The following is an 18,205-nucleotide window of genomic DNA, read 5'->3' as shown; positions in this document are numbered from 1 at the left end:
AATTATATTGTCGTCACGGTAACAAAGCCTAAAGTAACTCACAACTATTGGGCGGCTATTGGGTCGTAGCGCCGTGAGCGACGTAGGCGTCTCTGAGTGGTATTAAATCATCGGGATAGCGTAAGTGGTCGTGATCCAGCTCAAAGGGCTTTACTTTTTCCAACTGAATAACCTCAATAGCTGACCAATGTGGCGCGGAAAATTCGGTTGGAAGCTTATCTAAATCAGCGTTTTCATCACAGGCGAAGAGTGCCAGTCCGTTCTTGGTAACAGCAACTTTGTCTCTTACCAGAACATTTAACCCTGTTTCTTCCCAGGTTTCTCTGTGTGCTGTGCATGCCAAGGATTCTCCCTCTTGAGTGCCGCCTCCGGGAAAATCTAACCTTCCAGACAACCTATGACGTATCATGAGCACGGAATACTCAGTTTTTATTACGCAAGCAGCTTGTTGTTCTGTATGTGTTTTTTCATCGGTAGTGCGGCACGCGGGTGCAGACGGCGTACCCTCGGAGCAGCCCAAAAGCGTTAAAACAACCAAAATAGCTGATGAGCGAAAAGCGGTTTTCATTTGATTCGGTAAAATACATACTTTGAAATAACTTACTACACTAAAGTTTTCCGTGTAATACAACTACATGGAAACATCTAGCACCACTTTGGGTACTCTATCACGAGCTGCCTCATAACCAACAGGAAAGTCTTATGTCTTCACGATTTTCACTTTCGCCTTTGTTTATTGGCGTTGTACTTTTAGCCGCTGTGGTGGTGTATCTGAATTTGCCAAGTGAAAATGAGCAAAGAGGGCCGGGCAATAGACAAACTCCTGTTAAGACTAGCATAGTATCTATGAAGTCCTTTCCTGTTACTATTGAAGCGTTGGGCACTGCGGTAGCCAACGAATCCGTTACCATAACCGCACAGGTCACCGAGACCGTACAAGCGGTCAATTTTGAAGATGGTGACAAAGTAGTTGCGGGTCAGGTCTTAGTCGAGCTGAACAACAGAGAAGAACTTGCACGTATTGCGGAGCTTGAGGCTAATATCAAAGAAGCCAAACGTCAATACAGTCGTGTTGTTGACTTGCGTCAGTCAAGTGCAGCATCGGAACAACTACTTGATGAGCAGCAAGCAAGAGTTAAAGCACTAGAAGCACAGCTTGATGTGGCAAAAGCACAGTTGGACGACCTTAATGTTAAAGCACCGTTTGCGGGATATTTAGGTGTACGTCAAATCAGTAAAGGTGCTCTGGTGCGCCCTGCTGATGCCATTACAACGTTGGACGACATTAGTGTTGTTAAGGTCGACTTTAGTGTGTCAGAAAATCAACTGGCAAGCTTGTCAAATGGTCAGCGTGTATCAGCTTCCTCAGTGGCGTATCCCGGTGTGGTTTTCGAAGGCACTATCTCAAACATCGACACACGACTTGACCCAGTAAGCCGTTCGATATCTGTTCGTGCCATCATAGATAATAGCGAAGCAAAACTGCGCCCAGGTATGCTGATGACTATTGTTGTCGAGAAACGCGTACTTAATACCCTGATTGTGCCTGAAAGAGCCTTGGTTCCTGTTCAAGATAAGCAGTATGTTTATGTGGTAGAAAACGACACAGTTTCACAGCGTGAAGTGTTATTAGGTGAGCGAAGACCTGGGTTTGTACAAGTGGTTTCGGGTCTTACCGAAGGTGAGGAAGTCGTGGTAGACGGTACGCTACGGGTGCAAGACCAATCAAAGGTTCGCGTACTAAGTCGTGTACAAGATGATGCCCAAGCGCTAGGCGGGGAATAATTATGTTGTTATCTGATATATCAGTTAAACGCCCAGTCTTTGCCACGGTAATCAACTCCCTACTGATTATTTTTGGCGTGGTGGCAGTGTCTATGCTGTCATTGCGTGAATATCCCGATATTGATCCACCTATAGTATCGGTTAACACCACCTATGATGGTGCCTCTGCAAACATTGTAGAAACTCGAATTACACAAATACTCGAGGATAGAATTTCCGGCATCGAAGGCATTAAAAACATTACCTCTACGTCGAGAAACGGGCGGTCCGACATAACCATCGAGTTTAATTTAGAGCGTGACATAGACGCCGCTGCTAATGACGTGCGTGAGCGTGTTAGCCGGGCATTGAATAATTTACCAGATCAGGCTGATCCCCCAGAGGTATCAAAAGCTAACTCAGACGAAAATGCCATTATTTGGTACAACCTTCGAAGCACCAATTTAAATGTGATGGAGCTCACCGACTACGCAGAACGATTTGTTGTTGATCGGTTATCTGTGGTCGATGGCGTCGCACGTATTCAAATCGGTGGTGGTCGTCGTTATGCCATGAAGGTGTTTTTAGACCGCAACGCAATGGCAGCACGCGGGATTACGGTAGCCGACGTTGAAAATGTGATTCGTGCGGAAAATGTAGAGCTACCAGCAGGTGAGGTTGAGTCCGTCGACAGAAACTTCGAAGTCCGAGTGGCAAGAAGCTTTTTAACGCCAGACGACTTTGCCGCACTTACCGTGGCGGTAGGCAGTGACGGTTATCTTGTCCGTCTTGGTGAGATAGCTCGCGTTGAACTTACCGCTGAAGACGATGAAACAGAGTTTCGTGGCGACGGCGTAAACATGGTGGGCTTGGGAATCATCAAGCAATCCAAAGCCAACACACTTGATGTAGCTCGTTCTGCTCGTGAACAAATCAAGCGTATTGAAAGCACACTACCAGACAATATCTTTATTGTTGCCAGTTATGATTCATCAGTATTTATCGAAGCATCGATCAATGAAGTTTATGAAACCCTAGCGATAGCGATGTTGATGGTGGTCATCGTTATCTATGTATTCCTTGGTAACGTTCGAGCGACTTTCATTCCAGCTGTGACGGTGCCTGTTTCTCTGGTTGCTGCTTTCATAGTGATGTATGGGTTGGACTTTTCTATCAACTTGTTAACGCTTTTAGCGCTTGTATTGGCAATCGGACTCGTTGTTGACGACGCTATCGTTGTACTTGAAAACATTTATCGCAGAATCGAAATGGGCGAGCCACCCATTCTGGCGTCTTATCGCGGTGCAAAAGAAGTTGGTTTTGCGGTTATCGCAACAACGTTAGTGCTCATATCTGTATTTGTACCGCTCGTCTTTTTGGAAGGCAATATCGGTCGATTGTTTACGGAATTTGCCTTGGCGATTGCTGCGGCAGTGGCTTTTTCGAGCTTCACTGCACTGACGTTATCTCCCATGATGGCCTCTAAGATTCTAAAAAAGCGCAACCGTACTTCTGGGTTTGGAAGCTGGGTAGACACTGCGTTCAAAGGTGTGGAAAAACGCTACTTCACAAGTTTAGGTAAGACGGTGCATCAACCCATCCTTATGGTGCTGCTGCTGGTACTATCTATGGCTGCGGTTTACCAGTTGTCTAAAGAGATACCTAGCGAATTTGTACCTCGTGAAGACCGCGGAAACTTCTTTATCCTGATGAATGCACAGGAGGGGGCAAGCTTTGAGAGTAATGCGCGCAACCTCAAAGCAATCGAAGATGTGCTTATGCCATACCGAGAGAGCGGCAAATTAAAGCGTCTACTCGTCCGTACACCTGGCTTCGGCGGTAATGCAGGTATTGCTATTGTGGGTGTTGCTGATTGGGATGATAGAGATTTCACCAGTTTTGAGTTGATGGCAGAAATCAGTGGAAAACTGAATTCTGTACCGGATGTCCGTGCGTTTGCCATCATGAGAAGCGGAATCTCAGGTGGTGGTTTTGGTCGACCTGTCCAATTTGTATTGCAAGGTGATACCTATGAGAACCTCGTCGCTTGGCGAGATGTTGTAATGCAAAAAGCAGCGGAAAACCCTAATCTAGTGCGCTTAGATTCTGACTACAAAGCAACATCACCTCAGCTATTAATTAATATTGATAGAGACAGAGCGGCGGACCTAGGGGTATCGATCAGTGATATTGGTCGAACTTTAGAAGTAATGCTAGGGCAGCGACGTGTTTCTACCTTTCTAGACCGCGGTGAAGAGTACGATGTTATCGTTGAGGGAATAGAGGAAGACTATCGTAGCCCCAATAGCATTGAAAACCTTTACGTTCGTTCAACACGCACCGGCGAGTTAATTCCAATGGACAACTTGCTCACCTTTAAAGAGCAAGCTACGTCTGCGCAGTTGAATCGATACAACCGCATGCGTTCGATTACCATTACGGCAAACTTGGCAGACGGTTACACTCTTGGTGAAGCGCTCACCTTCCTGCAAGACGTAGTGCGTACTGAATTACCAGACGGTGTTTCCATAGACTACAAAGGTGAGTCACAGCTTTATCAAGAAGCTGGTAATTCATTTGTTTATGTATTTATGCTGGCGTTAGCGGTGACTTATCTTATTCTTGCGGCGCAATTTGAAAGCTGGGTGCACCCATTGGTGATCATGCTTACCGTACCTTTGGCCCTTGTCGGTGCCTTCATAGGTTTGTACTTCAGTAACATGACTATCAACATATACAGCCAAATCGGCTTGGTTATGCTCATTGGCTTAGCGGCTAAAAACGGCATACTAATTGTCGAGTTTGCTAATCAGTTGCGGGATGCCGGAATGGCATTTGAAGAAGCCTTGAAAAAGGCGTCGACGCAGCGTTTAAGGCCTATCGTCATGACTGGCTTCACTACCGTGTTTAGTTCTTTGCCACTGGTTGTCGCATCGGGCCCTGGTGCAGAGAGTAGAATGGTCATCGGTATGGTTATTTTTACTGGAGTTTTGGTCTCTGCGTTTATGACCTTGTATGTTGTGCCAACTGCCTATTATTGGATGGCTCAAAACACAGGCTCTCCACTTAAACGTACCCAAGAAATTGAAACTCTTGAGGCACAAATTCCATACAGGAAAGGCGAGGAATAAGCTCTCTTACGAGTGCGCTATGCGAGCCTAACCTGGCGTAACATGGCGCACTTTGCTAATGATATAAGTATGTTTTTTTATATCTTTCCATTCAGCTGGTAGTCACTGATTGTTTTTTATTGTTCAGTTGAATCAGTGCCTTATCGTTCTTTTCTTCGTGTGTATCGTTATTTTTCTCATAGCATTAGGTATGCATAAGAATGCCAAACTACACAAAAAGTCTAATTGTCTATTACTTTTTGCACTATAAACTCCTCGACTTATATCTGGTACGACCAATTAACACTCAGTAATTTAACTTAATTTTCTGATCTACATAGCGAAATATGTAATCTCTGCTATTACTTATGCTACAGGATCAACACATCAGTTAATTACTTGGGACCTAGGTTGGTTGTCGTTGATTCGCACATTTCAAGCAAGTTATTTCATCCTGTGATGACAAGAGGACACACAATGAAAAAATGGTTACTCGCAGTGAGTTTGTGTAGCGGTATGGCAATGGCGGATGTCGCTGTTGTTGTACATCCAAGCAATGCAGACACGCTTGATACCAACACAATTAGCCGTATTTTTTTGAACAAAGCAAAGTCTTTCCCCGGAGGAGAACGTGCAGTGCCATTCTCCCTTGCAGAGGGAACCGCTGAGACCGACGAGTTCAATAGCGCCGTGTTAAAGAAAACGGCTGCACAGCTAACTGCATTTTGGTCGAAGCTTGTATTCACTGGAAAGGGACAACCGCCTAAAAGCTTTGATAGCACTGCAGAAATTCTTGCAGAAGTTGCCTCAAATCCCAACGCCATTGGTTATGTAGACGCCAGTGCTGTAGATGACAGTGTGCGCGTTGTTGCCACATTTTAATTCTACCGTTAAGTAACAATTTCTAAGGAACTAGCATGAAAAATAAACTTGCTCTTCTATCTATGGCCGGACTATTTGTTACGCCTGCAATGGCTGAAGTACAAATTAATGGTTTCGCAAACCTTATCGGCGGAATGACACTAGATGACGGCGAATCATTGTATGGTTACGACGATGATTTCTCTTTTGACCCTGCCAGTGTATTCGGTCTTCAAGTACGTGCAGATGTGAGCGATAAGTTGTCAGCTACCGCCCAGTTAGTGGGTCGTGGAAGCGAAGACTACGACGCTGATTTTGAGTGGGCCTATATGACTTACAACCTGTCTGATACTACCAATATCAGTGCAGGCCGTTTGCGTATGCCACTGTTCAAATATTCTGCATCATTGGATATTGGTTATTCTTACCATTGGATTACGCCACCAAATTCAGTGTATGGCGTTGACTTCAATAACATTGACGGTGTTCGTGTGGACTATTCCAATTACTCTGGAGACTGGGAATACAATGTTCAGTTCACCACGGGTAAAATCCAAGCGGATACCACCATTGGTGGTGAGCCAGCGGCATTAGAAATCAAAAATGTCGTCTCTTTGTCTACCGATATCACGAGAGACTGGTTTAGCGCTCGAGCATTGTATGCCAGAGGGACGGTGACAGCGGTAAACCCAGAGTTCACAGAGTTTTTGGATGGCCTACGCCGGTTTGCGCCTATTATTCCAACAGCGCCTGGGGTTGCTGATTCATTAAACGCAGAAGACGACACGGGTACTTTCGTCGAAATCGCCCTTGATGTGGATAAGTACGACTGGTTTGTCGGCGCAGAGTTTACTCACACCAAGGTTGATGACGCTGTTATTTCGCCAAATGATTCTTGGTACGTCACAGCGGGTATGCGTTTAGGTAAATTTACTCCACACATCACTTACGAAGTAGATGAGTCAGAAATCTCTGACAACCAAGCAGCAATAAACATGCTTCCGCCATCCATTTCTACAGGTGACCCTGTGACTGATGCTACCTGGGCCGCACTCTACATTGGTGCACAAGGTGTTATCGCTGGTCAAAAGTACGAAACTACCACTGTGACAGTGGGTGTGAGATATGACGTTGAGCCTGGCTTTGCAGTGAAAACAGACGTGAGTTGGTACAGCGACGATTTAAACAGCAGTGAAGATGCAACTCTGCTTCGTGTTGGCGTTAACTACACTTTCTAACTAGACTGAAAAATGTGCAGTCATTCAAATGGCTGCACAAAAAAGCTAAAGGTTTTTAGAGCGGTAAAGATAACACTAATAAGATAAATTGAAGTCGGTGTTAATGTAATAGCCGATTCAAACACAGAATGACGTACTGGTGAGCGTGCATATGAATCTATTAAAAACAATGCCAATCGCAACTAAGATATTTCTGATACCGGGTATCGCTATATTGAGTTTTGTCGGCTACTTGCTGATAACTGTGGTGACTGCGCTAAATAGCGGAAGCATGCTAGAGCGAGCGAGAGACGTTCAGTTCCCGGCGTTGCAGCTTTCCGCATCTGCACTTGTGGATATGGAAAAGACAAAGGATACCTTGAGTAGTGCGGTAACTACAGGTGATTTAGATACGCTAGAGCTCGCTAAAGATATTGCACAATCATTAGACGACAACTTAAATAACATTAGTAGCATTAGCCCGGATTTTAGAAGCGATATTAATAAGATCTCGAAGGATTTTGGTGATTATTTTGAGACTGCTTATTCCGTTTCTGGTTCTATGATTGATGGTACAGCTGATTACAGTCAACTCGGTACACTGTCATCTCGAATGAACAGCTCCTATGACGATTCTTTAGCAGCCATGACCGCATTTAGAGACCGTCAAGAAGCAGCGTTTAAATTAGCCTTTGAAGATACCGACAGTGCCAATACCAGACTTATTAGTATGGGTGTGATAGTAACGATTGTTGTCACCTTGCTGATGTTCGCGACGGCGGTTCCTATTGTTCGCGGTATAAAGTTGAGTATCGACGACGTGGTGCGTTCGTTAAAGGATATTGCACAGGAAGATGGTGACCTCACCGTTCGAATCAAAACCGAAAGCAAAGACGAAATTGGTGACCTTGTCCATTGGTTCAACCAGTTTATGGAGAAACTTCAAGGTGTTGTTAAAGACGTAGTCGAGGCGAGTATACCGCTGTCTAACTTGGCGCAAAATCTCAGAGGGTTAACTGAAGAGACCCAACGAACCATTGACGTACAACAGCGCTCTGCGAAAGATGCAAAACACGCCGTAGATACAATGAGTGGCTCAGTTGACGGTGTTGCCCATAGTGCAGCGCAGGCTGCTAAAGATGCAGGAGAGGCAACGGGTTCGGCGTCAGACGGACGTAGAATTGTTCAACAAACGGTATCCAGTATTCAACAATTGGCTGACAATGTTGAGGAAACGGCAGAGGTACTAGGACGCCTCGAAGCCGATTCTAACAAGGTGGGCTCTGTATTGGACGTTATTAAAGGTATTGCGGAGCAAACTAACTTGTTAGCACTTAACGCTGCCATTGAGGCCGCTCGTGCCGGAGAACAAGGTAGAGGCTTTGCCGTGGTTGCAGACGAAGTTAGGACCCTCGCGTCTCGTACTCAGCAGTCCACAGAGGAAATTCAAAATACAATTGAGCAACTACAAAGCGCAGCACAGTCTGCTGTGGCAGTTATGTCTAAAGGTACAGAGCAGGCGAGTAAGAGTGTTGAGACTGCCAATGAGGCAGGTGTAAGCCTTGAGACCATCACCACTACGATTGATAGTATCAATCAGATGAACGAACAAATTGCGCACAACACGGAAGAACAGCGACTGGTTGCATTGGATATTGTTAAGCACGTTGATGAAATTCATCAACGTACAGAACAAACATCTAGCCGCTCTGGTGAGCTTGGTAGTATGTGTAATGAGCTTGCGGACTTGGCTCAGCACCTAGAATCTATTGCTAAACAGTTTAGAGTCTGATCATTAAAAAGCACAGATTGAGGGAGGGCCTCAATCTGTGCTTTCTTCTTATTATCTCACGCCCAACTGCTATTGATAGCTTTAACGTCAGTGTTAAGGTGTCCGCGCTTTCGTAAGAGTGTTGCAGTCTCTTCCTCACTACGCAGACTATGAGTGAAGTTGTGAGGTAGCCTTATCCAGCTTCCTTTGGTACAAAACTCATCGTTAACGGTAATACCGCCTTCCATTACAAAATACTCTACGCCGCCGACGAAAGCTTGTTGGGCTAAAGTAGTGAGTTCACTGAATCTGAGTAAATCTACGCACTCACTCTCATAAGAGTGTAGGAGCATATTTGAGAGTCCATCAGCAAGGAATCGCCATTTCGCCCCATTAGTGTTGACGGCTAACTGCAGAGTATCGTCTTTTGCAAACTGGTGGAGTTTGACAAAAAGGAGTGCGCCCGACGCTCCCACTCTAGGACGGTGTGCTGTACCTATCGGGTTTCTTAAATAATATCCTGAGGGATACTCCCCATGCTCATCGGCGAAAACTCCGTCCAAAACGAGTATTTCTTCGCCCCCATCATGCTGATGTGATGGAAACTCACTGTTTGGTGCGTACCTAACAATGCTAGTGGCTCGAGCGACTTCATCACCAATTCTATCAAGAAACATGCGCTCAACCCCGATCATAGGCGATTGACGCCACTCGTAGTCATCGGGTTTTATAATCACTGCTTCGTTAAAATCGGCGTTGTATCTCATACGTGTCCACTCATTTATTGAAGGAAAAAAAATCCCCTGCAAGCAGGGGACTTTTTAAAGTATAGACAACTTTTGAATATTTACTCGTCTAAGAAGCTCCGTAATTGCTCTGAGCGGCTAGGGTGACGTAGCTTACGTAATGCCTTAGCTTCAATCTGACGGATACGCTCACGAGTAACGTCAAACTGCTTACCCACTTCTTCAAGCGTATGGTCAGTGTTCATATCGATACCAAAGCGCATACGAAGTACTTTCGCTTCACGAGCGGTTAGGCCAGCAAGTACTTCTTGTGTAGCGTCTTTCAAGCTGCCGCCAGTGGCTGAATCGAGGGGCTGAATAATGGTGCTGTCCTCGATAAAGTCACCAAGATGCGAATCTTCATCATCACCAATAGGCGTCTCCATTGAGATAGGCTCTTTGGCGATTTTCAGCACCTTACGTATTTTGTCTTCAGGCATCAGCATGCGCTCTGACAATTCCTCTGGCGTCGGCTCACGACCCATTTCCTGAAGCATTTGGCGAGAAATACGATTCAGCTTATTGATGGTCTCTATCATGTGTACCGGAATACGGATAGTACGCGCTTGGTCAGCAATAGAGCGAGTGATAGCTTGTCGGATCCACCAAGTTGCATAAGTCGAGAACTTGTAACCACGACGGTATTCAAACTTATCTACCGCCTTCATCAGACCGATGTTACCTTCTTGGATAAGATCCAAGAACTGCAAACCGCGGTTGGTGTACTTTTTCGCGATTGAAATAACAAGACGCAAGTTCGCCTCAACCATCTCTTTCTTAGCTCGGCGGGCTTTCGCTTCACCGATAGACATTCTGCGGTTAATGTCTTTGATGTCAGGAATAACCAAGCCAGTTTCTTGCTCTACAGCATTCATTTTGCTGATACAGCGCTCAATTTCTTCCTGAAAAACCGCAAGTGTTGACGCGTAAGGTTCTGATGAAGCAACCGCTGCTGTTAACCATTCGCTCGATGTTTCATTACCAGCAAACGCCTTAATGAAGTCTTTCTTAGGCATTTTGGCGTTAACCACACAGAACTTCATCACAAGACGTTCTTGAATTCGTACCTTGTCCATCATTTGGCGCATGTTTTTAACCATGCGATCAAATTGCTTCGGTACTAAGCGGAACTCTTTGAATACGTCGCTAAGTGCAACGATTTCTTTGCGTGAATCCGCGTGTGAACGGCCTTTGCTCTCGATAACGGCACGAGCTTTGGCATATTGCTCACGTAACGCATCGAATTTTTCACGAGCCAGTTCAGGATCTACACCCGTATCTTCATCTTCATCGTCGTCATCTGAATCATCATCTTCATCTTCCAATTCTTCTTCAGACAATTCCGATCCAACGTGCGTCGCCGTTGGTGCTAAATCTTGTTCCTCATTAGGATCTACAAAACCAGATATGATATCGCTTAGGCGAATTTCTTCCGCTTCGTAGAGGTCCCATTGGTCTAGCAAATACGTGATAGCTTCTGGATATTCCGCAACTGAACACTGTACTTGATTGATACCGTCTTCGATACGCTTGGCGATTTCGATTTCGCCTTCACGAGTCAATAGCTCCACAGTACCCATCTCTCGCATGTACATGCGTACGGGGTCCGTAGTTCTGCCGATTTCACTTTCTACCGTCGCAAGTGCTTGCGCTGCGGCTTCAGCGGCATCTTCATCAGCTGAAGCTTCTGCCATGAGAAGTTCGTCTGAATCAGGAGCTGACTCAGTTACTTGAATTCCCATGTCATTGATCATGCGGATAATATCTTCGATTTGATCAGAATCGACTATGTCTTGCGGCAGGTGGTCGTTTACTTCTGAAAAGGTTAAGTAACCTTGCTCTTTACCTTTTGCTATCAGGAGTTTAATCTGAGACTGCTTGCTTTGCGCCATATACCCTACACTTCTCACATTCTAATAGGTTGCAATAAACCAACAGGTCACATGCGTTGCGCCTATTGATATGCTAATTTCTTTGCCGTTTTTGCGCTCGGTGTCACGTATCTTTTTCACGATGCACACCTGCCCGGGTTTGGTTCTGCCCGTTTGTTGGTCGGCGAAATATATTTACTGATTTTTGCGTCTTACACTACTTTTTTGCGCTCACAGCGAATTGGCCAGTATAGCAGAAATAGGGGTTGTTTGACCAGAATGTAATCAGACTTTTTGGACAATATTTACATTAGGTGCTAAGTGCCTTTGGGTCAGGTTTTTTGCCTTTCCTTCATCAGCAGTGTGAGCTCTTGCTTTTCTGCATCTGATAGCGGAGCGATGCGAGAGCGAGAGATCAGGGTGTCTATTCTGCTGTCGAAATGCCAGTCTAATAACTTTCCGAAACTGTCTCTATATACGTTCTGTGCGTCTTCGTGGTTTACCAAATGTTCTTGCAACAGCAACTTTGACAAACTTTGCGCATGGGGATGGTTTCTAAAATGTTCGATGACTTGTGCGGTGTTTGCACTCGGTGTCGAGACGCAATAGGCATGCAAGTCGTGCAGTATTGCCATACCAGCCATACTCTCGCGTCCAAACACACTAGGCTGAACGTCATCGCACTGCGCCGCTAACGAGGGAGTATCCAGTAGTAACCTAATCAGCATTCTAAGTGGCGATTGTTTTGCCTTACTGACTTGATGCTTACTGGCTGAGTACTTAGGCTTTGCACTTTGTTCGTTAGCAAGGGAAATGTCTTGCTGAAGCTTAAACCGGTCGTATTCGCCAGTGTGCTTAGCAAGCTCTTCTAACAGCATTTGCCTTTGTCCATCGCCAAGAACGGTATCAATAAGCTGGTTTGCGGCGTTTTTTAGCGCCATTTTCCCTTCCGCCGAGCCGATGTTATGTTGCTTCAGCAAGTGTTCAAAGAAAAAGCGGGACAGGGGAAGGGCTTCGTTTTCCACTAATTGCTGAAAGCCTTCAGTGCCACTTTTGCGAACCATAGTGTCGGGGTCTTCGCCGTCGGGTAAAAACATAAACGACATCTTTACACCGTCTTTAAGCGCGGGGAGTGCATTCTCTACCGCCCGCCACGCTGCTTCACGTCCTGCACGGTCACCGTCGTAGCAACATACTATATGCTGAGTCGCTCTGACCAACATCTGAATATGTTCTGGCGTGGTCGCCGTCCCCAGTGCCGCTGTTGCATTATTGATTTCAAATTGACTGAGAGCAACGACGTCCATGTATCCCTCTACAATCATCACACTGTCTAGCTTGCGGTTATTTTGCTTGGCTTGATAAAAACCAAACAGTTCACTGCCTTTGTGAAAAATTCGAGTTTCTGGTGAGTTGAGATACTTGGGGCCACCGTCGTCTAATACACGGCCACCAAAACCTACCACTCGGCCACGCTTGTCGCGTATTGGAAACATGATCCGGTCGCGGAAAAAATCATAAGTACGACCCTTGTCATTTTTGTTCACTAATTTTAAATCTATGAGCTGCTGAACGAGGGCGGGGGAGGTGCCAAACGTGATTAGCAAGGTATCCCATCCGTCTGGGGCGTAGCCGATTTCCCACTGCTTGACGACTTCACCACTCAAACCACGTTGTTTTAAGTAGTCAATGGCTTTAGCACTTTGGGCGTGTTGGCGTAATTGCTGTTGAAAAAAACGCGCAACTTTGTCCATCAGTGCGTAATCGTTGAGCTGCTGTTGCTTCTTTTCTTCGCTGATCTGCGGCGCAGAGCCTTTTTCCCGGGGAACGTCTAGCCCGTGTAAACGAGCAAGTTCTTCAATGGCTTCAACAAACTCAAGCCGGTCGAATTCCATGACAAAGGAGATTGCATTCCCGTGCGCGCCACAGCCAAAGCAATGATAAAATTGTTTGTCTTGGCTTACCGTAAAAGACGGTGTTTTTTCGTTGTGGAAAGGACAACAGGCTTGGTAGTTTTTACCTGCTTTTTTCAACTTTACACGGGAGTCGACAATATCTACCACGTCGGTTCTTGCCAACAGATCATCAATAAAGTCGCGAGGTATTTTTCCAGCCATTAATAGGTACGAATAAGTAAATCAGTGTTCACTGTATCAGGGAACTGCTTTGATGAGAATGGGGGCTAAAACCCCCAGATGGAAGTCAGTAAACTAAGCGGTAAGTCGCGCTTTGATCTTAGCACTCAGTGCACCCATGTCGGTGCGTCCTTGAACTTTCGGTTTTAGCGCGCCCATGACTTTACCCATATCTTGCATGCCAGAAGCACCAGTGGCAGTCATGGTTTCATCAATTAGAGCTGCCAATTCGTCGTCGGTTAATGGCTGTGGTAAGAAGTTTTCTAATACTACGATTTCTTCTCGCTCTTTGCTTGCCAGATCATCCCTATCGGCAGCATCATACTGCGCAGCTGCGTCTTGGCGCTGCTTAACCATCTTCGTTAGTACCGCTAATACCGCAGTGTCGTCGAGGGTAATTTGCTCATCGATTTCTTTTGTTTTATTGCTGCAAGTGCCATTCTGATAGTGCCAAGTTTCGTTTTTTCTTTAGCACGCATAGCATCTTTTTGTGCGCTTTTTAGTGACTCTACAAGTGACATGACCTTTCCTTTTATTCAATGAAGTAAAAAATACTACCCCACAAACGCGAAAGGTGCTGCAATTGCAACACCTTTCAGACTCGTAACTTAACCCTGTTTTAGTAGAGTTTTACGCGACGTGCGTTTTCACGAGCTAGTTTCTTAAGATGACGCTTCTTAGCGGCTGCTTTCTTGCGCTTGCGTTCCCACGTCGGCTTCTCGAAGAATTCACGACGACGAACTTCAGATAGAACACCTGCTTTTTCACAAGAACGCTTAAAACGACGCAGCGCCACATCAAACGGCTCGTTTTCTCTAACTTTAACGATAGGCATTAAATACTCACCTCAAAATTTTGCTTAAATATCCGGGTAAAATTGTGCGCTAAAAAGCCACCCGGGTTAAAAATGGTGCGAAATTCTAATCATTCCTACCAGGAAAGTAAAGGTGTAATTGCTAAAAAATAGTCAGTCGAGACAAAATAACCGCATTTCAATTCCAACGGTGAAAATATCGGGGTAAACTCTGCCCCGTTGGTAATGCGACTCAATAGTATGACGTTAAATTAATACTGGCTACCTTAGCGCTTTTTCGGCGTGTTGTCTGCATTACCTTTCTGTAGTTTTCATATTACCAAGGTTAATCATCATGCGAATTTTAGGTATCGAAACTTCTTGTGACGAGACGGGCATAGCAGTCTATGACGACGAGCAAGGTTTGTTGTCTCATGAATTGTACAGCCAAGTGAAGTTGCATGCTGATTACGGTGGTGTAGTTCCTGAACTAGCGTCCAGAGACCATGTTCGAAAAATCATTCCTCTTATCGAGAAAGCCTTAGTAGATGCAAAAACTACCGCTGAACAAATTGACGGTGTAGCCTTCACTCAAGGGCCGGGACTCGTGGGCGCATTACTCGTCGGTTCTTCTGTTGGGCGCTCGCTTGCGTACGCTTGGAATGTACCTGCAGTAGGCGTGCACCATATGGAAGGCCATTTGTTGGCGCCAATGTTAGAGTCTACTGCACCTGAATTTCCTTTTGTCGCCTTGTTGGTCTCCGGTGGCCACTCTATGTTGGTTAAAGTAGATGCTATTGGCGAATACGGAGTTCTGGGAGAATCTATAGATGACGCCGCAGGCGAGGCCTTTGATAAAACGGCCAAGTTACTCGGACTGGATTATCCCGGTGGCCCATTGTTAGCTAAGCTCGCTGAAAAAGGTGAGCCAGGACATTATAAGTTCCCTCGACCGATGACGGACCGACCGGGGTTAGACTTTAGCTTCAGTGGTTTAAAAACCTTCGCTGCTAACACTATTCGAGATGCCGATGGAAGCGAGCAGACCAAAGCGAATATCGCCTACGCGTTTCAAGAGGCGGTAGTTGATACGTTAATTATCAAATGCAAACGAGCACTTAAACAAACGGGGATGAAACGATTAGTGATAGCTGGTGGCGTGAGTGCCAATACACAGCTTAGGTCGCAAATGCAGGCATTGATGAAAGAACTTAAAGGCGAAGTCTTTTACCCGAGCTTGGCCTATTGTACCGACAACGGAGCTATGATCGCTTACGCTGGTATGCAGCGATTGAAGGCGGGACAAACAGTTGAGTTGTCTGCGCAAGCTAAACCTCGTTGGCCATTAGACTCCCTGTCCGGGCTTTAGGCCAAGCGTGATAAGGTTACTCTTTCACTTTCCCCTTAGCCCATACTTTTCCTTCTTTGCCCGTAAGCAAGCGCTGAATATTTTCCCGATGACGGAAGATGATCAGTAGGGAAAGCATGGCGACAGGGAGGGTATATACGGGTTTGATAAACCAAGTAAAAAGGGGGGCTAAACCCACGGCTAGTATTGCTCCCAATGATGAATATCCGGTGATGAATACGACTAATATCCAAGTCGCAATCAACATACCTGCCAGATCTAAACCTATGGGGAGCATTGCGCCAAAAGCAGTTGCTACCGCTTTGCCGCCCTTGAAACCGAAATACAGCGGAAATATGTGACCCAGGCATGCTGCAATAGCAACCATTCCCAGCATGGGTGGACTCAACTCAAGAAAGTAACTGGTGTAGACAGGTAGGGTACCTTTAAGAATGTCTGCAACCAATACTAGAGCCGCTGGAATGCGACCTCCAAGGCGATAAACGTTTGTTGCACCGGGGTTGTTTGAGCCAGAACTTCGCGGGTCAGGTAATCCAAATAATCGACAGACAATGATCGCGCTTGACAAAGAGCCGCAAAGATAAGCTACTCCAATCATCAAAATTAATAATGCAATCATGTCATACTGCTCGCGTTAACGTTACACTTAGCGGGCAGTAGGCGATATTTCTATCTAATACAATGCAACTACCCTTGGTTTTATGTTGACTCGCGCTGTTGAAAGTTAACGCAAACCACATAAACTACGCTATCAGCGTATCAGTTGCCACTTTTCACCAATGATTTTCATGTAAAAAGTGTGACATAAGACCAGTAAACAGGCTCTAACAACGATTGAAAGGTAATATGGGTAAAATATACATATCAGGACTTAAAGTAGACACCTTAATCGGCGTTTATGACTGGGAACGGACTAGCCCAACGACTTTGTTATTAGACGTAACAATGAAGGCCGACCTATCGCGCGCAATGACCTCAGATGATGTTGAAGACACTATCGATTACGCAAAAGTTGCCGAGTGTATTGTTGATACCGGAAAACGAAGTACCTTTGAACTGCTTGAAGCGTTTGGTAATGCAGTAATGAACGATGTTTGTCATCAATTTCCGGTGAAAGATATTAGTGTAAAAATTACCAAGCCCGGTATCCTCCCCAATGCTCAGGCAGTAGCTGTTGAATTACATAGAGACAATGTTTAATGCCTAAGCATGTCATCCTTATTAGCATCGGCAGTAATATAGACCGTACCAAATATACCAATGCATCGAGACAAGCATTGGCTGCGTGTTTTGACGAGCTTACCGTGTCCTCAGTTTATGAGAGCGAAGCAGTGGGATTCAATGGTTCGCCTTTCTACAATTGGGTGGCCAGAGCAACCACATCACAATCAATTGAGGATGTTTGTCGCACACTCAAACAGATCGAAAAAGATAACGGTCGGGTTCACAGCGACAAAAAATTCTGTTCTCGCACTCTTGATTTAGATTTGCTCACCTATGATGATAGGGTAATAACCGATCCATTAGTTCTGCCAAGAGAAGAGATTCTTTACAACGCATTTGTACTGCAGCCACTGGCAGAGTTAGTGCCTCAGGACAAACACCCTGTGTTGGGCGAAAGCTATCGCGCGCTTTGGCAGGCATTCGACAAAACCAAACAGATACTCAAGCCAATAGAATTTAACTGGAGTTAAGCAAGGGAATGACGTTATTTGAAATTATAATTCTGGCAATTATTCAAGGTGTTACAGAATTTTTGCCAATCAGTAGCTCTGGTCATTTGCTACTGCCCGCAGAGCTATTCGGTTGGGAAGCTCAGGGACTCGCTTTTGACGTTGCTGTGCATGTAGGAAGCTTACTCGCTGTAATGATTTATTTTCGTAAAGAAATCTGGCAGATGTCGTTTGCTTGGGTAACCCACGGTTTTAGTAAACAGCAAAGCACCGATAGTAAGCTAGCATGGTACGTCATTATTGCTACTATTCCGGCCGTGATTATTGGCTTTTTAATGAAAGACTGGATAGAACTCAACGCACGTACTGCGCTGGTCATTGCCGCTACTACAATCATTTTTGGCGTCTTGTTATGGTTTGCAGACGCAAAAGCGAAGCAAATCCAATCGCTGGAAAGTTTAAGTATTAAACAAGCGGTAATCATTGGTTTTGCTCAAGTGTTAGCGCTTATCCCTGGTACTTCCCGTTCGGGGATTACTATGACCGCAGGTTTGATGTTAGGGCTAGACCGAGAGAGCTGTGCTCGCTTTTCTTTCTTGCTGTCGATTCCAGTCATTCTGGGAGCTGGACTACTATCCACACTTGATTTGCTGTCAGCACAGGAAGCAGTGGATTGGTACGCATTACTCTATGGAGCACTTTTCTCATTTGTTAGTGCGTACCTATGCATATTCTTGTTTTTAAGTTGGATTTCAAGAATTGGTATGCTGCCATTTGTGATATACCGCCTTGCGTTAGGCGTTATTTTGCTTTGGTTTGTGTTCGCTTAACAGACATTGAAATATTGCGGAAGAGG

General features: G+C 45.4%; 15 protein-coding genes and 1 pseudogene. 9 read left to right on the top strand and 7 right to left on the bottom strand.

What is annotated here, in order from left to right; genetic code table 11:
* Window positions 1-55: 55 nt before the first annotated feature.
* Complete coding sequence (locus EYS00_RS13715) at window positions 56-568, bottom strand: NUDIX hydrolase (RefSeq protein ID WP_130637553.1); 513 nt, start codon at window positions 566-568, stop codon at window positions 56-58.
* Window positions 569-702: 134 nt separating this feature from the next.
* Here EYS00_RS13715 and EYS00_RS13710 point away from each other — a divergent pair, with 134 nt between their 5' ends.
* From EYS00_RS13710 to EYS00_RS13690, 5 genes are all read left to right on the top strand, one after another.
* Entirely contained in the window at window positions 703-1,785 is a 1,083-nt protein-coding gene (locus EYS00_RS13710; protein WP_130637551.1) for an efflux RND transporter periplasmic adaptor subunit, read from the top strand.
* Between the two features lie 2 nt (window positions 1,786-1,787).
* On the top strand, window positions 1,788-4,895 hold the full coding sequence (locus tag EYS00_RS13705) for an efflux RND transporter permease subunit (RefSeq protein WP_130637549.1): 3,108 nt from the start codon (window positions 1,788-1,790) through the stop codon (window positions 4,893-4,895).
* A 456-nt stretch (window positions 4,896-5,351) separates the two neighbouring features.
* Window positions 5,352-5,756 carry a phosphate ABC transporter substrate-binding protein gene (locus EYS00_RS13700; RefSeq protein WP_130637547.1) on the top strand — a complete coding sequence of 135 codons (405 nt, stop codon included), beginning with the start codon at window positions 5,352-5,354 and terminating at the stop codon, window positions 5,754-5,756.
* A gap of 35 nt (window positions 5,757-5,791) precedes the next feature.
* Window positions 5,792-6,973 (top strand): topoisomerase IV, encoded by a 1,182-nt coding sequence (locus EYS00_RS13695; protein WP_130637545.1) that lies wholly within the window; start codon window positions 5,792-5,794, stop codon window positions 6,971-6,973.
* Between the two features lie 151 nt (window positions 6,974-7,124).
* Complete coding sequence (locus EYS00_RS13690; RefSeq protein WP_130637543.1) at window positions 7,125-8,744, top strand: methyl-accepting chemotaxis protein; 1,620 nt, start codon at window positions 7,125-7,127, stop codon at window positions 8,742-8,744.
* Between the two features lie 56 nt (window positions 8,745-8,800).
* On the opposite strand, the gene EYS00_RS13685 is transcribed toward EYS00_RS13690, so the two are convergent.
* The 5 genes and pseudogenes from EYS00_RS13685 to rpsU form a co-directional block, all read right to left on the bottom strand.
* Complete coding sequence (locus tag EYS00_RS13685) at window positions 8,801-9,490, bottom strand: cupin domain-containing protein (RefSeq protein WP_130637541.1); 690 nt, start codon at window positions 9,488-9,490, stop codon at window positions 8,801-8,803.
* 80 nt (window positions 9,491-9,570) lie between these two features.
* On the bottom strand, window positions 9,571-11,400 hold the full coding sequence (gene rpoD / locus EYS00_RS13680) for an RNA polymerase sigma factor RpoD (RefSeq protein WP_130637539.1): 1,830 nt from the start codon (window positions 11,398-11,400) through the stop codon (window positions 9,571-9,573).
* Between the two features lie 311 nt (window positions 11,401-11,711).
* On the bottom strand, window positions 11,712-13,496 hold the full coding sequence (gene dnaG / locus EYS00_RS13675) for a DNA primase (RefSeq protein WP_130637537.1): 1,785 nt from the start codon (window positions 13,494-13,496) through the stop codon (window positions 11,712-11,714).
* A gap of 93 nt (window positions 13,497-13,589) precedes the next feature.
* Window positions 13,590-14,035, bottom strand: a pseudogene (locus EYS00_RS13670) (GatB/YqeY domain-containing protein).
* Between the two features lie 98 nt (window positions 14,036-14,133).
* The gene (rpsU, locus tag EYS00_RS13665; protein WP_012517258.1) at window positions 14,134-14,349 is read right to left on the bottom strand and encodes a 30S ribosomal protein S21; all 216 of its coding nucleotides are present in this window, start codon (window positions 14,347-14,349) and stop codon (window positions 14,134-14,136) included.
* Window positions 14,350-14,662: 313 nt separating this feature from the next.
* Here rpsU and tsaD point away from each other — a divergent pair, with 313 nt between their 5' ends.
* The gene (tsaD, locus tag EYS00_RS13660) at window positions 14,663-15,676 is read left to right on the top strand and encodes a tRNA (adenosine(37)-N6)-threonylcarbamoyltransferase complex transferase subunit TsaD (protein ID WP_130637535.1); all 1,014 of its coding nucleotides are present in this window, start codon (window positions 14,663-14,665) and stop codon (window positions 15,674-15,676) included.
* A 16-nt stretch (window positions 15,677-15,692) separates the two neighbouring features.
* On the opposite strand, the gene plsY is transcribed toward tsaD, so the two are convergent.
* A complete protein-coding gene (plsY, locus tag EYS00_RS13655) occupies window positions 15,693-16,295 on the bottom strand; it encodes a glycerol-3-phosphate 1-O-acyltransferase PlsY (protein ID WP_130637533.1) in 603 nt (200 codons plus the stop codon).
* A gap of 227 nt (window positions 16,296-16,522) precedes the next feature.
* Here plsY and folB point away from each other — a divergent pair, with 227 nt between their 5' ends.
* The 3 genes from folB to EYS00_RS13640 are packed head-to-tail and all read left to right on the top strand — an operon-like array spanning window position 16,523 to window position 18,179.
* Window positions 16,523-16,876, top strand: coding sequence for a dihydroneopterin aldolase (gene folB, locus EYS00_RS13650; RefSeq protein ID WP_130637531.1), 354 nt, complete (start codon window positions 16,523-16,525; stop codon window positions 16,874-16,876).
* On the top strand, window positions 16,876-17,370 hold the full coding sequence (gene folK / locus EYS00_RS13645; protein ID WP_130637529.1) for a 2-amino-4-hydroxy-6-hydroxymethyldihydropteridine diphosphokinase: 495 nt from the start codon (window positions 16,876-16,878) through the stop codon (window positions 17,368-17,370). Before folB ends, folK begins: the two co-directional genes overlap by 1 nt.
* A gap of 8 nt (window positions 17,371-17,378) precedes the next feature.
* Window positions 17,379-18,179: an undecaprenyl-diphosphate phosphatase gene (locus EYS00_RS13640; protein ID WP_130637527.1), complete on the top strand. Its 801-nt coding sequence runs from the start codon at window positions 17,379-17,381 to the stop codon at window positions 18,177-18,179.
* The last annotated feature ends 26 nt before the right edge of the window (window positions 18,180-18,205 follow it).

The sequence above is a fragment of the Alteromonas sp. KUL49 genome, from assembly GCF_006538345.1.
Taxonomy (GTDB): Bacteria; Pseudomonadota; Gammaproteobacteria; order Enterobacterales; family Alteromonadaceae; genus Alteromonas.
The sequence above is the reverse complement of the archived record's forward strand: the minus strand, read 5'-3'. Positions and strand labels throughout refer to the sequence as shown.

Bases quoted from the DNA above. Each gene is read 5' to 3' on its own strand.
- EYS00_RS13715 (WP_130637553.1), bottom strand. From the start codon at position 568: ATGAAAACCGCTTTTCGCTCATCAGCTATTTTGGTTGTTTTAACGCTT.
- EYS00_RS13710 (WP_130637551.1), top strand. From the start codon at position 703: ATGTCTTCACGATTTTCACTTTCGCCTTTGTTTATTGGCGTTGTACTT.
- EYS00_RS13705 (WP_130637549.1), top strand. From the start codon at position 1,788: ATGTTGTTATCTGATATATCAGTTAAACGCCCAGTCTTTGCCACGGTA.
- EYS00_RS13700 (WP_130637547.1), top strand. From the start codon at position 5,352: ATGAAAAAATGGTTACTCGCAGTGAGTTTGTGTAGCGGTATGGCAATG.
- EYS00_RS13695 (WP_130637545.1), top strand. From the start codon at position 5,792: ATGAAAAATAAACTTGCTCTTCTATCTATGGCCGGACTATTTGTTACG.
- EYS00_RS13690 (WP_130637543.1), top strand. From the start codon at position 7,125: ATGAATCTATTAAAAACAATGCCAATCGCAACTAAGATATTTCTGATA.
- EYS00_RS13685 (WP_130637541.1), bottom strand. From the start codon at position 9,490: ATGAGATACAACGCCGATTTTAACGAAGCAGTGATTATAAAACCCGAT.
- rpoD (WP_130637539.1), bottom strand. From the start codon at position 11,400: ATGGCGCAAAGCAAGCAGTCTCAGATTAAACTCCTGATAGCAAAAGGT.
- dnaG (WP_130637537.1), bottom strand. From the start codon at position 13,496: ATGGCTGGAAAAATACCTCGCGACTTTATTGATGATCTGTTGGCAAGA.
- rpsU (WP_012517258.1), bottom strand. From the start codon at position 14,349: ATGCCTATCGTTAAAGTTAGAGAAAACGAGCCGTTTGATGTGGCGCTG.
- tsaD (WP_130637535.1), top strand. From the start codon at position 14,663: ATGCGAATTTTAGGTATCGAAACTTCTTGTGACGAGACGGGCATAGCA.
- plsY (WP_130637533.1), bottom strand. From the start codon at position 16,295: ATGATTGCATTATTAATTTTGATGATTGGAGTAGCTTATCTTTGCGGC.
- folB (WP_130637531.1), top strand. From the start codon at position 16,523: ATGGGTAAAATATACATATCAGGACTTAAAGTAGACACCTTAATCGGC.
- folK (WP_130637529.1), top strand. From the start codon at position 16,876: ATGCCTAAGCATGTCATCCTTATTAGCATCGGCAGTAATATAGACCGT.
- EYS00_RS13640 (WP_130637527.1), top strand. From the start codon at position 17,379: ATGACGTTATTTGAAATTATAATTCTGGCAATTATTCAAGGTGTTACA.